The organism is Desulfogranum marinum (assembly GCF_016918565.1).
Lineage (GTDB): Bacteria > Desulfobacterota > Desulfobulbia > Desulfobulbales > Desulfobulbaceae > Desulfogranum > Desulfogranum marinum.
On record NZ_JAFFQD010000039.1, the window covers coordinates 1 to 15,167 of the forward strand.

14 protein-coding genes are annotated in these 15,167 nt (G+C 47.5%); 9 read left to right on the forward strand and 5 right to left on the reverse strand.

Annotated elements, in window-relative coordinates:
* Positions 1–482: EAL domain-containing protein (locus JWH17_RS18185; RefSeq protein ID WP_205224087.1), on the forward strand; the 482-nt coding region annotated here is incomplete at its 5' end.
* Positions 483–515: 33 nt separating this feature from the next.
* On the opposite strand, the gene JWH17_RS18190 is transcribed toward JWH17_RS18185, so the two are convergent.
* The 3 genes from JWH17_RS18190 to JWH17_RS18200 all read right to left on the reverse strand — a co-directional run bounded on the left by JWH17_RS18190 (position 516) and on the right by JWH17_RS18200 (position 4,377).
* Positions 516–2,072 carry a B12-binding domain-containing radical SAM protein gene (locus tag JWH17_RS18190; protein ID WP_205224088.1) on the reverse strand — a complete coding sequence of 519 codons (1,557 nt, stop codon included), beginning with the start codon at positions 2,070–2,072 and terminating at the stop codon, positions 516–518.
* Between the two features lie 473 nt (positions 2,073–2,545).
* Positions 2,546–2,776, reverse strand: a complete 231-nt coding sequence (locus tag JWH17_RS18195) for a rhodanese-like domain-containing protein (protein WP_205224089.1) — start codon at positions 2,774–2,776, stop codon at positions 2,546–2,548.
* Positions 2,777–2,790: 14 nt separating this feature from the next.
* Positions 2,791–4,377: a peptide chain release factor 3 gene (locus JWH17_RS18200; RefSeq protein ID WP_205224090.1), complete on the reverse strand. Its 1,587-nt coding sequence runs from the start codon at positions 4,375–4,377 to the stop codon at positions 2,791–2,793.
* A 309-nt stretch (positions 4,378–4,686) separates the two neighbouring features.
* Between JWH17_RS18200 and JWH17_RS18205 the strand changes: the two genes are divergently transcribed.
* Positions 4,687–5,163 (forward strand): alpha/beta fold hydrolase, encoded by a 477-nt coding sequence (locus tag JWH17_RS18205; protein ID WP_205224091.1) that lies wholly within the window; start codon positions 4,687–4,689, stop codon positions 5,161–5,163.
* 46 nt (positions 5,164–5,209) lie between these two features.
* Here JWH17_RS18205 and JWH17_RS18210 read toward each other — a convergent pair whose 3' ends face one another.
* Positions 5,210–6,139 carry a 50S ribosomal protein L11 methyltransferase gene (locus JWH17_RS18210; protein WP_205224092.1) on the reverse strand — a complete coding sequence of 310 codons (930 nt, stop codon included), beginning with the start codon at positions 6,137–6,139 and terminating at the stop codon, positions 5,210–5,212.
* Between the two features lie 429 nt (positions 6,140–6,568).
* Between JWH17_RS18210 and JWH17_RS18215 the strand changes: the two genes are divergently transcribed.
* From JWH17_RS18215 to JWH17_RS18245, 7 genes are all read left to right on the forward strand, one after another.
* Entirely contained in the window at positions 6,569–7,264 is a 696-nt protein-coding gene (locus JWH17_RS18215; RefSeq protein ID WP_205224093.1) for a DUF554 domain-containing protein, read from the forward strand.
* A 233-nt stretch (positions 7,265–7,497) separates the two neighbouring features.
* Entirely contained in the window at positions 7,498–9,036 is a 1,539-nt protein-coding gene (locus JWH17_RS18220) for an ABC transporter substrate-binding protein (protein ID WP_205224129.1), read from the forward strand.
* 89 nt (positions 9,037–9,125) lie between these two features.
* Positions 9,126–10,103, forward strand: a complete 978-nt coding sequence (locus JWH17_RS18225) for an ABC transporter permease (protein ID WP_205224094.1) — start codon at positions 9,126–9,128, stop codon at positions 10,101–10,103.
* Between the two features lie 3 nt (positions 10,104–10,106).
* Positions 10,107–11,021, forward strand: coding sequence for an ABC transporter permease (locus tag JWH17_RS18230; RefSeq protein WP_205224095.1), 915 nt, complete (start codon positions 10,107–10,109; stop codon positions 11,019–11,021).
* 3 nt (positions 11,022–11,024) lie between these two features.
* Complete coding sequence (locus JWH17_RS18235) at positions 11,025–11,984, forward strand: ABC transporter ATP-binding protein (RefSeq protein ID WP_205224096.1); 960 nt, start codon at positions 11,025–11,027, stop codon at positions 11,982–11,984.
* Positions 11,985–12,090: 106 nt separating this feature from the next.
* On the forward strand, positions 12,091–13,101 hold the full coding sequence (locus JWH17_RS18240) for an ABC transporter ATP-binding protein (RefSeq protein ID WP_205224097.1): 1,011 nt from the start codon (positions 12,091–12,093) through the stop codon (positions 13,099–13,101).
* Between the two features lie 152 nt (positions 13,102–13,253).
* The gene (locus JWH17_RS18245; RefSeq protein WP_205224098.1) at positions 13,254–14,531 is read left to right on the forward strand and encodes a radical SAM/SPASM family putative metalloenzyme maturase; all 1,278 of its coding nucleotides are present in this window, start codon (positions 13,254–13,256) and stop codon (positions 14,529–14,531) included.
* A 161-nt stretch (positions 14,532–14,692) separates the two neighbouring features.
* On the opposite strand, the gene JWH17_RS18250 is transcribed toward JWH17_RS18245, so the two are convergent.
* The gene (locus JWH17_RS18250; protein ID WP_205224099.1) at positions 14,693–15,133 is read right to left on the reverse strand and encodes a universal stress protein; all 441 of its coding nucleotides are present in this window, start codon (positions 15,131–15,133) and stop codon (positions 14,693–14,695) included.
* Positions 15,134–15,167: the final 34 nt, after the last annotated feature.

Genomic DNA, 15,167 nt, shown 5'->3' on the forward strand with positions numbered 1-15,167 from the left:
ACCTCCGCCACGGATTGCAGCAGACAAAGCGGCCTGTAAAAAAGCCGTGTAGTGCCGACCTAAAATTGTCGATTATGGAAAAACAGCAAGTTACACGTCCACATGGTCGCGAATTGCGAAAGTCGGGCTATCTTGAACTGGAGCTGACGGAGCGGGTAATGATGGAAATTGCTATTGACGATTTTGGGACCGGATATTCCGCTTTAAGCCATTTGCAGATATTTCCCCTGACAACCCTGAAAATCGATAAATCTTTTGTGCAAAATATCGACAAGGAAGGCAGTAATTCCTCCTTGCTTCCTTCTATTGTGGCGATTGCGAAAAGTTTTAACCTTAATGTGGTGGCAGAAGGGGTGGAAACCGAGAAACAGTGCGCCGCCTTACGAACAATGGAGTGCGACGAGCTCCAGGGATTCTTTTTCAGTAAACCGCTGCCTCACAATGAAATTGAGGCCATGCTGAATACACCTGGCGGGTGTTGAAACATTGAGCAGACTTTCCGGGTGATCAACACATCACTGCGCCGACAGCTTGCCTGTTGATGAACAAGAGGTAGGCTGGTGAAATGACGGATGGAAAAAGGGTGCATGATTGGAGGAAAAAAAAGGCGGATCCCTATGCACAATTGGGGCGATATCCGGGTGGCGTTTGAATTCTTTGTCGAGAAAGGAACGAATGTCTTTTCTGTTCCACCCTCTTGGATGACGAAAATTACAATACAGGGACAGGTCACCTTCGTAAAAGTCGTCAACCTTTACGGCTTGAGCATCCAGGCCAAAGATCGGCATATTGAAGATGGCCAGGTTGAGAAAGGTAATGGCGCTGTGGTGCTGAGCAGTGAATTTCAATGTTTCCCGAGCTTCCTGGAGAGATTCACTTGGCGTACCAAATAACAGGTAAACATATGTTGCTATCCCTGCCTGTTCCAAGCAACGCAGTGTCTGGGAAACCATTTCAAGGGTGATCCCTTTGCGCATGGTATTGAGGACCTGTTGATTACCCGATTCCAACCCTAATTTGAGCATGACGCAGCCGGATTGGCGTAATTGTTTACAGTACTCCGGATCTGCAAGATATGGGGCCACCCGTGCAAAACCGTACCATGGAATACCGGTTGGTTGGGCAATGAGTATTTTTAACAGGGCCGGCGAAAGAGCATTATCGAGAAAATGGAACAGGACCGGGCTGTGCTGCTGCTGAAGGTAGTGCAGGTCGGCGGCTATCTGGTTGGGGGGCATGTGATGGTACTGGTTGCCTTCTGCAACTTCAGGGCAAAATGAGCATTTGTTCCAGTAGCATCCAGATGAGGCGGCATAGGGTATGATCGTCCCTGGGGAAAGATAGTCGGCAAGCGGGAGGTCTGTATAATCAGGTGGTGATGCCGTTGTGTGCTCAGTGTTGAGTAATTTGAGCAGAGGCATTTCCCCCCTGCCTGTTATCCAGTGATCGACCAGATCTGCAAAGGGATTTTTCCACCCAGGTTGACTCAGCCAGGAGGTGACCAGGCCGCCGCCTACGATGATCGTTACATCTGGGAAGGTGGCTCGTACAAAGCCTATCATGGCAAAAGTGGTATTTGCCTGGCTCAGGTAGGTGAGTGAAAAACCAACATGGGTAAAAGGCTGTTGTGCAAAGAGCTGCTCAAGGCGTTGTTTGAAGTAGGGGAAGTAGATGTTTTGTTCATAGGCTGCCGCTGCCGCCCGGAGATCACTGCTGCGCAGTGGTGAATTTTTTTGGTCCTGGTAATTGACTAGGCTGAGTGTGAGTCCCGGTTGCAGCGCACTTTGCTCCACAACCCGGTTCAGGTCTCGAACTACCCTTTGGTAACGATCCTGGTTAGAGAACAGGGAAAGATCCTGCAAGGCATCTCTATTTTTGTTGAGATGACGTTCGGCTCTTTTTGACCAGGTATCTTCGGGGGTACGGGTGCGCTCTATAAGGTAATGGAAGCCTTCGATATTGGCGTCAAGGACAACACATTGTTTTCCATGTGCTTTCAGGGTGCCTGCCAGCTGGGCAATGCCTGTTGGGGGTTCACCCGGTTTAGCAACAGGCGGATAGATGAGCAGCATTTTTTTACTATTTGTATTCACTCGATAAAAAAGGGAAATTGCTTAGTCCGAAGGGGGAACTTTTTACGAGTCCATCAATTGATTGAGTTTAAAATCAAAATCTGATTACCCATGAAACTCAGACATTTTTTTTGGACTCGGGAGACAGATCGGAGTCTTCGCTTACCTAAATTTCTCAGTACTGAGGTAGGGGACTGATTTTTTTTCATGGTTTTTTATGAAAATTAATCTGTCTCCCGGGTTTAAAAGAGAAATAAAATCAGTCCCCTGTCTGTTTCGGTAGATAATTGGCTGAGTTTTGTACGTAATCAGAAATCAAAAAATTCATGAGACATTCGGGCTCAGCCGGTTTCGGTCGGCAATCCCTGTTCATGCCACTCGTCAACCCCTTGTGGATAGCGAAAAATATTTGTATAGCCAAGTTGTGCGGCCACCCGGGCCGCGAAGATGCTTCGTATTCACGAAGGACCGTCTCAGTAAAAAGCGACAGGCCGACAGAGATCTGAGCCCAGCAGGGTGCGTAAAGCTCTTTTTTTGAGCAATTTGTCCCACAGGCTGGGTTTCATCGGAAAAGAGACCGCCCCCTTGATATGTCTTTGTACATATTTTGGACGGTCACGTAGATCAATAATCAGTAGTTTCTTGTCTTCAAGGTCTCGGTCATGCAGTTCCTTTGTTGTAATGTCGTTATAAACTTGGTTCATAAGTTACTCCAAAGTTAGACAGATTCTCGGGTCTTGTGAAAAACAATATCAGGGAATAGTTCCATGGTGTGCGACAAGCGCCACATGCCATCGGCCAGATAGGAAAGATGGCCTTCAGCATCAAAAGCCAGGTTTGCCTGATTTTTCTTTTCAAATTCCCTTAACTGCACCTTGTTTTCGCTCGTCACCCAGCGGGCAAGTGAAAAATTCATGGGCACGTATTCGGCATCAACCCCGTATTCCGCCTTCAGGCGGGTCATGGTCACTTCAAATTGTAACACGCCTACTGCCCCAAGCACATAGTCGTTGCCTATAATAGGGCGGAAGAGCTGTACAGCTCCCTCTTCGGCCATCTGCACCAATCCTTTTTGCAGTTGCTTTATTTTCAGCGGGTTCCTGAGGATAACCTTGCGGAAATGTTCCGGCGCAAAGTTGGGGATGCCGGTAAATTTCAGTTCTTCCTTGTCGGTAAAGGTATCGCCTATTTTGATGGTGCCGTGGTTGTGGATACCGATAATGTCACCGGGATAGGCTTCCTCGACGTTTTCCCTGTTTTGGGCCATGAAGACCGTTGCATTGCTTAAACTGATATCTTTGCCAAGGCGATGATGCTTCACTCGCATACCACGGGTGAATTTGCCGGAGCAGATCCGGAAAAAAGCAATACGGTCACGGTGGGCAGGGTCCATGTTGGCCTGGATTTTAAAGGTGAAACCTGAAAAAGCCGTTTCTTCAGGGGAAACCTCTCGGGTCTGGGTTGGTCTTGGCCCAGGTGGTGGAGACAGTTCTACAAAAGCATCAAGCAGCTCACGGACCCCGAAGTTGTTAATGGCGCTGCCGAAAAAAACAGGAGTCTGGCCGGCTTTAAGATATTCTTCATATTCAAATGGATTGGCAGCTCCCTCAAGCAGTTCGATGTCCTCCCGAAGCTTGTCCGCATCCACGCCAAGCAGTTGGTCAAGCTTGCTGTCATTGATGTCAGAGACTACGGTATGGTCTTCCGGTCGAGTATCCTGACTGGGAGTAAACAGGTTGAGTTCTTTTCGATAGAGGTTGTAGACTCCCTTGAAACCTTTACCCATGCCAATGGGCCAGGAAAGGGGAGCACATTCAATCTGCAACTTTTCCTCGATATCTGCGAGGATGTCCAGCGGGTCCAGACCTTCGCGATCAAGTTTGTTGATAAAAGTAATGATTGGGGTGTTCCGCATTCTGCAGACTTCCATCAATTTGGTTGTCTGGGTTTCAACCCCTTTGGCACTGTCAATAACCATTAAGGCACTATCCACCGCTGTGAGTACCCGATAGGTGTCTTCCGAGAAGTCCTGGTGACCTGGAGTGTCTAACAGGTTGATTTCATAATCGTGGTAATTGAATTTCATGACGGAAGTGGTCACGGAAATCCCGCGGTCTTTTTCAATCGCCATCCAGTCGCTGAGGGCGTGGTTGGACGTCTTTCGTGATTTAACAGCACCGGCCATCTGGATGGCCCCGCCAAAGAGCAGTAATTTTTCAGTCAATGTTGTTTTACCAGCATCGGGATGGCTGATAATGCCGAAGGTTCTGCGCTTTTCTATTTCGTTGAGGAATTTACCGCTCACGTTACAACCGTTACTTGAGAAAATGATAAAAGGGGAAACCGTGGCCTTGTTTGGATAGGGGGCCCGGCATTATAAAAAAAGATGGATCATTGCCGACCCATCAGGAACGAGGTATATACTCTATTTTACGTTTTTTGTCCAACTATCTTGTAAATTTGCTACTGCAATCCTTATTAACTCGAATTTCTCATGGGAAATCCGGGTTAAGACCCAAGACTGTTTGACAACGGACAAGGAGAATACGGTAGTTCTCGGCAAGGGAAAGAATAACCGGATTGCAATCGAAAAGAGAACTAAGAGGACGATATAATGGATAAGACATGCTATTTCCTACACGGTCTTGAATCCTCAAGTCAGGGAACCAAAGGAAGATGGTTTGATGAGCATTTTCCAAACATGATTGTTCCCGATTTTAAGGGTACTTTAGAGGAAAGGCTGACACAACTGGACCAGCTCTGTGGTGACGGCAAAGACCTGCTCTTTGTTGGGTCGAGTTTCGGCGGACTTATGGCCACTGTTTATGCATCCCGCCACCCTTTAGCCTGCAGGCGCCTTATCCTGCTTGCACCGGCACTGAATTATGACGGCTATGTACCTTCTGAAAAACCGATTCAGGTTCCGACGCTGCTTGTTATCGGTAGGCATGACACCGTAACCCCACCCGATCGTGTCGTTCCCCTTGCCGAAAAAAGTTTTGCCGACATTGAGATTCGAGTGGAAGATGACGACCACATGCTCCACAATATGTTCCCCGCATTGGACTGGTCGCTTTTGCTGGGTAAATGATCGTGCTTCTCAGGGTATCTTGAGGTATTCGCAAATTATCTGATCATCAGGGCAGTTGAAAAAACAAGGCAACCCATTCGTCTTGATATTCGGTGGCGGCAAGAGTATAGCCCAGCTCTTGATAGATGTTGATGATGTTGTGCTCCTGCTGCCCCTGGAGGATGCCTGCCAGGATGAGCGAGCCACCTGGGAGAGAACGTTGCCTGATGGCATCGGCCATGTCCACCAGTACGTCATGGACAATGTTGGCGCAAATAATCGCATATTGTCCCTGGATATCGTCCAGCGGAGTTATGCTGACGTCAATCTGGTCAGTAAGTCCATTATTGGCCACATTGTCTGCAGCTGCAGCTACGGCATCCGGATCGTTGTCAATGGCGCTTATCTGTTGACCACCATAAAGGGCGCCTGCCATGGCCAGAATACCTGTCCCTGTCCCGATATCAAGGATAGTCGCCGCTTTGTCACTCATCTCCTGAAAAGTTTTTGTCAGCAGGGAAAGAGCCATCTTGGTTGAGGCATGCTGGCCGGTTCCAAATGCCATTCCCGGATCCATCTCTATGATATGTTCTCCCTTTTCAGGGACATACTCTTCCCAGGTTGGTTTGATGACCAGTCCTGGAACAATTGCAAAGGGATTAAAAAATTGCTTCCAGCTGGTTGCCCAATCCTGATCGTCGATAAGGGTTGTCTCGATGGCCTCCATGTGGTGGTCGTAGAGCGCGAACAGTTCTTCCAGCCGTGTACTCACCAGCGCTGTAAGCTTTTTAATCTGCGCATCAGTGGGACTGCTGGAATCCAGTTGGAAAAAACCGCTGATACGGCAGCCGTTTTCCGAATCCGGGCTTTGCTCAACCCCCGCATTGCTGAGAACACCGATCAGGTCTGCAGCAGCTTCGCTTATCAGGGACGGAGTATTGCATGTGATTTTTAACCATTGGTTGCCGGATGGTGCGGTTGAAGGTGTTGTGGTCATGGTCAATAAAAGTGAAAAAAGTTAAATTTGAATATCGGTTGGTATGATGAAAATATCTGCTGAGTATACCTTGAATTGTCGTAAAGAGCGATGAGTATCCTGCAGCCGACACAGGCAACAAAGCTCTTGAGGCAGGTTGCGCCGAGCTTTCCAGGATGGTCGATACATATACGTCTTCCCAAAAACTAATTTTGTAGTATAAGGCCCAAGTAGCCGAACCTTTGTGTATCATTTTGTTATAATTGATGGCGTCGTAAAAAGTCCGATCTACGGTGTTACAGGTTTTGCCCGAGGCTTTGACATACCATATGTATAGTCAAGGCCTCGAGCAAAACACTGCGCCTTGTATATCAAACTTTTGTACTTGGCCATCTTTAGTGTGTGATGGACTCTTTACGAGTCCATCATAATTAATTTCCTGGGAAAAATATGCTTGGAACAATTGTAAATGCTGCGGCAATCATTGCAGGGTCTTTGCTCGGGCTCCTGTTTAGTAAAGGCATTCCTGATAATTATAAAGAAATTATCATGGGCGGTGTCGGTCTGTCGGTCATATTGATTGGGATGAAAAGTGCGTTGGTATGCGACAACCTGATTATTGTGATTCTTTCGGTTATTCTGGGCGCCTTGCTGGGTGAATTTCTTAAAATTGAGAACCGGCTCGAGTTATTGGGGAAATACCTCGAAAGTAAAGTAGCTGCACGGTCCAGTGATACAAGCTCTTTTGCAAGGGGGTTTGTGACGGCAAGCCTGGTTTTTTGTGTTGGTTCGATGGCAATTGTCGGCTCCCTGGAAAGCGGTCTGACCGGCAATCATCAGACTCTGTTTGCCAAATCCATCCTTGATGGGGTTACATCTATTATTTTTGCTTCTGCAATGGGGCTTGGAGTGATGTTTTCCAGTGGTGCGGTTTTTCTCTACCAGGGCCTGATCACCTTGACCGCAGTGTTGATGAAAAATTTGCTGGTCCCGGAAACCATCAGCCAGATGACCTCTGTCGGCGGCCTGCTTATCTTGGCCATTGGTTTAAATTTGTTGAAAATAACGACTATTCGAGTTGGTAACCTTATTCCAGGGATTTTTCTGCCTCTGCTCTGGTTCGGCCTCCTGCAGTTAATAAAATAGGGAGCTTTGCTTCTGTTGTTTGTGCTTTTTGTGCTGTTTGAGCAGGTATTTTTGTCCCCTGCAGGTTCTTGCTTGACCCTGTTCTATAGCTTGACTATAAAAGAATGGGAAAAGTGCAGGCTGTATTGCATCTAGGTACAGGGATTATGGCCAATGGAGACAACCGATGGCACCTTCCCTGCAAGAAAAAAAATCATCCGGAGGGAAGAGGAGTGAAGAGACTGATTGTTCGCATGTTCTTCGTACTGGCAGTGACGATGTTGGCTTTGGGATCAACTACCCAGGCTGCAACGCTGAAACTAGCCATGGATGCCGACCCGGTGTCCCTTGATCCGCATGTCCAGCTTTCCGGCGGCATGCTTCAATACTCACACATGGTTTTTGATCCATTGGTACGTTGGACCAAAGATGGTAAATTTGAGCCGCGACTGGCTGAAAAATGGGAACTGGTTAATCCAACAACCACCCGATTTTATCTTCGCAAAGGCGTCAAGTTTCATTCCGGCAACGATTTTACCGCTGAAGATGTTGTTTTCACTCTGGCCCGTTTGAAAAAATCAGACGATTACAAAGGATTATTTGAAAACTTCGCCGAAGCGAAGGTCGTAGATCCACACACGGTAGACCTGATTACCAAAGAACCCTATGGTTTGGTAATGGCCATGGGAACGTATATCTTTCCCATGGACAAAAAGTTCTACACAGGCGCTGACGAGAAAAATGGGAAAACCAAAGATCTCATCATTAAAACCGATTATTCCTTTGCCAACTTTAACGAGTCAGGTACCGGTCCGTTTACTGTGGCGGAAAGGGAGCAGGGGGTGAAAACCGTTTTCACCCGCTTTGCCGGCTATTGGGATAAGAATACAGGCAACGTCAGCGAGATTATCCTCACCCCCATTTCTGAAAATCCAACCCGTGTTGCAGCCCTGCTTTCAGGTGATGTTGATTTCATCATGCCTGTTCCACCGACAGATCTTGAAAGGGTGGAAAAAACAGATGGCCTTCAACTGGTCACCATGTCCGGTTCCCGTATCATTACGTTCCAGCTTAACCAGAAACGCCGTGAGGAATTCGCCAATGCCAAAGTTCGTCAGGCAATGGCGTATGCCTACAACAATGTCGGCGTGGCAGACAAGATCATGAAAGGGTTTGCCACCCCCGCTGCGCAGAATTCTCCTCAAGGGTACCAGGGATACAACCCTGATCTGCAGCCTCGTTATGACCTGGACATGGCCAAAAAGCTGATGAAGGAAGCCGGCTATGAAAAGGGATTTGAGTGTACCATGATTGCGCCCAACAACCGTTATGTGAATGACGAGAAAATTGCCCAGGCATTCGTGAACATGATGAGTAAAATCGGCATCAAGGTTAATTTGAAAACCATGCCAAAGGCTCAGTACTGGGATCAGTTCGACGCCCAGGTGGCAGACATCCAGATGATCGGTTGGCATTCAGATACGGAAGATTCCGCCAATTTCTTTGAATATCTCTACATGTGCCCCAACAAGGAAACCGGACGTGGTCAGTATAACTCCGGCAACTACTGTAACCAGGAAGTTGACGACCTGACACTTGCCTCCAACAGCGAGACCGATACTGCCAAACGTTCGGCTATGCTGCAGAAGATCGAAAAAATATTGTTTGATGATGCCGCTTTTATTCCTCTGCATTGGCAGAACTTATCCTGGGCATCCAAGGATAATATGAACACAGAGGACATTGTCAATGTGATGAACTTTCCATATTTTGGAGACCTGACAATTAAATAGCCTGTAATGTCTGCAGGTTGATGAATATCTTTTTTTAAAGGGAACCCGGCCTGGCCGGTGTTCCCTTTTCTTGTATTGAGCATTCTGCCATGTTTGCATTTACCGTTAGAAGAGTTGCCCAGGCCATACTGGTAATGTTGATTATCAGCTTTATCGGCTTTTCGATAAAACATAATTTCGGCGACCCTGTACGTGAGTTGGTCGGGGAAAGGGTCACGCCCCAGGAGCGCGCTGAAATCCGTGAGAAGTTGGGGCTTAATGACCCTTTTCTTGTTCAATATGGACGATTTTTACAAAGTGCGGTCCATGGAGATCTTGGTCGATCCTTTTTTTTCAAAAAACCAGTCACTGAAGTCATCTTGGCTAAGGCACCTGCCACACTGGAGCTGGTTTTTTGCGCCTCGCTGATTGTTATCGGCCTTTCCATTCCCATGGGGATTTATTCGGCAATACACCCCAAGCGGTTTTTCAGCCGTTTGATAATGGGGTTTTCCATCGTTGGCGTATCGGTGCCGGTTTTTCTCACCGCCATCCTGCTGATCTATATTTTTTCCGTTGAGCTGGGCTGGCTGCCCAGTTTTGGTCGTGGTGAAACCGTGCGTCTCTTTGGCTTCTGGGATTCCGGGCTGTTGACCCGTGACGGATTGCTTCATCTTATTATGCCGTCGATCGCACTTTCCTCAATAATGCTGCCGCTGTTTATTCGTCTTATTCGCTCAGAGATGATGGAAGTGCTGGAAACGGAATATGTGAAATTTGCCTGGGCCAAAGGACTTAAGCCACGGCGTGTATGGTATGTCCATGCCTTTAAGAATACCCTGCTACCGGTTATAACCGTTGGTGGCGTGCAGTTGGGGATTATGGTTGCCTTTACTATTCTCACAGAAACCGTGTTCCAATGGCAGGGAATGGGGGCAATGTTCATAGAGTCCGTTTCCCGGGCTGATACTGCGCTGATGGTTTCCTATATCGTGGTGGTTGGTTTTATTTTTGTGGTGGTTAATACAATGGTTGATTTAATCTACGGGATTGTAAATCCGACCGTTAGAATTGCAGGGAGGAAATAAGATATGGCCTTTTTGCGAAGAATTCAGCGATCTGATTTCATCTATTATTTTTTCCGGGACCCCGTAGCCTATATTTCTTTTTTTATCCTGCTCGCTCTTTTTGTCAGTGCCTTTGCTGCTCCTCTTATCGCGCCTCACAATCCTTACGATCCAACGACCATTGATATCATGGATTCAGAGCTGCCGCCTGTCTGGTCCAGTGAAGGGTCTGCTCGGTTTTTACTGGGGACCGATGATATGGGCAGGGATATGCTCTCCACCATGCTGTACGGCATGCGCATTTCCATCATTATCGGCCTTGGCGCCGTCTTCCTCCAGGCAGCAATAGGCATAGTGGTTGGTCTTTTATCGGGCTACATAAGAAGGTTGGATGCGATTCTGATGCGTATTGCAGATGTACAGCTTTCTTTTTCCACCTATATGATAGCCATCTTTATCGGGGCGACTTTTCAGATGATGTTCGGGGTCGCAAACTACGAAAAGATTGCCGCTCCGCTGTTGATATTTATTATCGGGCTGGCTGAGTGGCCCCAGTATGCGAGAACCGTTCGTGCGTCCGTTCTTGCTGAGCGGCGAAAGGAGTATGTCGAAGCTGCCAGGGTTATCGGTCTGTCCAGGTTACGGATTATGTGGCGCCATATTTTGCCGAACACGCTATCGCCAGTCCTGGTTATTTCGACGGTGCAGGTGGCCAATGCAATCATGAGTGAGGCCGCACTTTCTTTTCTTGGGCTGGGGATGCCTCAAAATAAACCATCACTTGGCTCGCTCATCACGTCCGGGTTTGAATACATTTTTTCCGGCACCTGGTGGATTACTATTTTTCCGGGCATACTGCTAGTGGTACTGGTACTGGTGATCAATCTGTTGGGTGATTGGATCAGAGATTACCTCAACCCTAAGCTTTATAAAGGATAAGTTGTGGATAAACTGCTTACCATCAACAATCTTAACGTTGATTTTACTCTTCGCTCTACAACCCTGAGGGCTGTCAATAATGTCAGCCTTTCGGTGAATAAAAGCGAGAGGTTAGGGATTGTTGGCGAATCAGGTGCCGGAAAATCGGTGCTCGGTTTTTCAATAATCAACCTGATTTCCAAGCCGGGTCGCATCGCTTCCGGTACCGTCATGCTACAGGGGGAAGAAATTTCTTCCTATACCTATGAGCAGATGCGGCAAATTCGCGGCAACCGGATCAGCATGATTTTTCAGGATCCGATGATGACCCTCAATCCGGTACTCACCATTGGCGAACAGATGCGGGAAACCATCAATGCCCATGCAAGTATGAGTGCAGCCGATGTGGATGCGATCTGCCTGGAAAAGTTACGCAAGGTGTATATTCCGTCACCGGAAAAACGCCTTGATCAATATCCACATGAGTTTTCAGGGGGAATGCGGCAGCGTATTATTATTGCCATCTCGCTTTTGACAAACCCTTCTTTGATTATTGCGGATGAGCCGACCACTGCCCTGGATGTGACCATTCAGGCTGAGATTATGGACCTGTTGCTGGAATTGTGTGAAACAGAACACATGGGTCTCATTCTTATTACCCATGATCTGGCGGTAGTTTCTCAAGTCACCCAGCGCATCGCCGTTATGTATGCCGGATCTATCGTGGAGCAGGGTGCTACCGAACAACTCATTACCAACCCGCAGCATCCGTACACAAAAGGTCTGCTGGGTGCGTTGCCTCAAAGAGCTTCCCGTGACGGTCGATTAAATCAGATTCCAGGAGTTATGCCGGGGCTGGCTAAAATACCGGAAGGCTGCTCTTTTCGAAATCGATGCTCTTTGGCTGCAGATATTTGTCTAACTCAACCTGTGCTTGAAGAGAAAACATCAGGTAGCCAAGTTGCCTGTCATATGGTGAAATAATGGTATCTTTTATGTTGTTATACAGGCTTCAGGCCGTGGAATTGTATTGCTCCATGTGTATCGAAATTGAGAAAAAAGGCCGGCAAAGAAAGGAGGGGTGCTGATAATGGATCCTTTGGTTTTGGTAAGCATCCGTAATCTTGTCAAACGCTTTGATATCACCGGTGGCTGGTTGGACCAGTTCCGTTTTTCCGGCGGCAAGATTTCCAAAGAAAGAACTGTTGTTCGAGCTGTAAACGGCGTTAGCATTGATGTGGCCCAAGGAGAGACTGTCAGCGTGGTGGGTGAGTCGGGATGCGGAAAGTCGACCCTGGCAAGAACCGTTATGGGGCTCTATCCTGCTGAAGAGGGTGAGGTGTATTATAAAAACACCCGGATCGATAACCTCAGTGAGGCGCAGCGCCAGCCGTTTCGTGCACGCATGCAGATGGTTTTTCAGGATCCGTATGCCTCATTAAATCCCCGTATGACACTGGGGGAAATTTTACGTGAACCTATTCGTTTTCATCAACCCAAGCTGGACAAGGGGGCTGTAGCTGAAAAGGTTGCCCTGGTGATGGAGCAGGTAGGCATAGATCCTGATTGGCATACCCGATATCCGCATGAGCTTTCAGGCGGGCAGCGACAGCGTATCTCTATTGCCCGAGCACTGACAGTGGAACCGGAATTTATAGTTGCCGATGAGCCCATAGCAGCGCTTGATGTTTCTATTCAGGCCCAAATCCTCAATTTAATGATGGACCTCCAGGAACAGAACAACCTGACCTACCTTTTTATCAGTCACGATTTATCAGTGGTAGAGCATATTTCAAAGAGGGTAGCTGTGATGTATCTTGGTTCCATGTGTGAACTTGCTCAGGCCGAAGAGCTTTTTCAGCGGCCCCGGCACCCATATACCCAGGCTTTGTTATCGGCAATACCGAAGTTGGGAAAGGCAGCTTCCCATGAAAAATTAACCGGTGATGTTCCTTCCCCAATCAACCTGCCTCCAGGTTGTGTGTTCCATACTCGCTGCCGACATGCCAATGATCGCTGCCGTCTGGAAATTCCACAATTGCTGACTGTAGAAGGTGGCACGCAAGTAGCCTGTCATGGGGTAGAGGAAGGGCGGCTTTAAATAAATTTATTGTATCTATATCGGCCCTTCTGCAAGGGAGGCCCTGTTTTCTATGATTTGTTCTCAACATGGGGCGTATTCGAAAGTACAGTCTTTCACAACACTCTCTCCTCATTGTACACATTTATTTTTTTTTACTTATAGATGAATCCATGTCTGTACCCAAAAAACTGTATATTGAATCAACCACCCGCTGTAACTTGGCCTGTGATAAATGTATAAAGCAGATGCCTGGAAATCGTATATCCAATGAAGATTTACCGCTTCCATTGTTTGAAAAGCTGCTTCCCGAATTGGGTGAGGTGGATACGCTGATTTTAAATGGGATTGGTGAACCTCTGCTTCATCCGAATTTGGTCGAAATGGTGGCAAAAGCCAGGGCAGTGATGAAACGTGACGGGGTGATTGGTTTTCAAAGCAATGGTGTCCTCATGTCCACAACCATGGCTGAAAAACTGGTGGAAGCAGGACTCTCTTCAGTATGTTTTTCATTGGACGGGTTGCAGGGAGAGGGGGAAGGTAACAGTGTGAGCTCGCCCAGTTCGCTTTCAGTGGCCAGGGCGCTTGGTAATCTGCGGCCATTTATACGTCAAAAAGAAGTACAGACCGGGCTCGAAATTGTAGTGAGTCAGGATAATGTTGAAGCATTACCTGATTTGATACAATGGGGCGCTGATCAGGGCGTGAATTATATTTTGGTGAGTCACCTGTTTGCTTATGATAAGGAGATGACCAACAAGAGTCTGTTTAGTCCTATTACTCAGGAAGTGCTTACTCTTTTTGTCAAATACCAGGAACTTGCTCGGCAACAAGGAATCGATCTTGTGCGTGGATTGCACGCACATGTGAAGTTCAACAGAGCTGCACCGGATAAGCAGGCACTTGAACTGCTTGCCCAAATGCGCAAACAAGCCCAGGCAAAGGATATCTATCTTCATTGGGCGGACCTGCTTGAATATGACGCAGAGCAAATGGACCACACTTCGGCTCTTTTTGCTACGGCCCAACAGGTAGCACTGGCCCGGGGAATTGCTCTGGAATTACCGCCATTGCAGGCCGAGCACAATCGTTCATGCCTTTTTATTGAGGATCAGGCAGCATTTATCGGCACCAGGGGCGAAGTTATGCCCTGTCATTTCCTTTGGCACTCCTATTCCTGCATGGGGGGCAATGAAGTGATTGATGTCCAGCAGTGGGATTTCGGCAATCTTCACGACCGTTCATTGACTGCTATTTGGGAGGGGGATGAATATAAGCGGTTTCGGGAAGAAGCACGCAGGGCCGAATATTCCAGGTGCTGGAGTTGTCCCCAGAGTCCATGTGCAGATATCGTCAACAACAACAATCTGCTCACCGCCAATGACTGTCATGGCAGTATTGTTCCCTGCGGTCATTGCCGTTGGTCCATTGGTGGCTTGCGATGTCTTTAACCAGGGTTTCTCATCTGTAAAAAATAAAGCTTTATTTCTATAAACAATAAAGGGCTCTCTCAATAGCTGAGAGAGCCCTTTGGTGTTGGAAGCCGGATCAGTAACAATCAGAGTAGAGATTCAGAAAACCAGAGCTATGAGTTTACTACGCTAGTGCCCGTTTATTTAAAGGGATTATAGGTGAGTGTCGGGCACGGAGCATTTTTGACCACCCTTTCAGCGACACTGCCAAGCCACATTTTTTCCAGGCCTTTTCTGCCATGGGTGCCGATGATGATCATATCTGCGTTGTTCTTTTCAGCATAGGCACAAATGCCTTCAACCACATCTCCATTAAGCACTTTGCCCAGACAGGGTGTTTCGCTGGTGTTATTTTTTGTGACCAGGTTATCCATTTTTTCCTGCGAAAGTTCCATCATTTGGGGAACAAAGTGTTTGATCGTCGGCCCCATGTAGTCGCCGTAGATATTTACTTCCTCCACGACATGAAGAAAATGGAGTGTGGCATTGAGTTTTTTTGCCATGTTGAGGGCATATGCCACAACCTTGTCAGTATGGGAGAGGAAATCGATCGGGACAATAATCGTACTGTTTGTTTGCATGGCACACCTCATTATGTGGAGTGAGTTAATGATG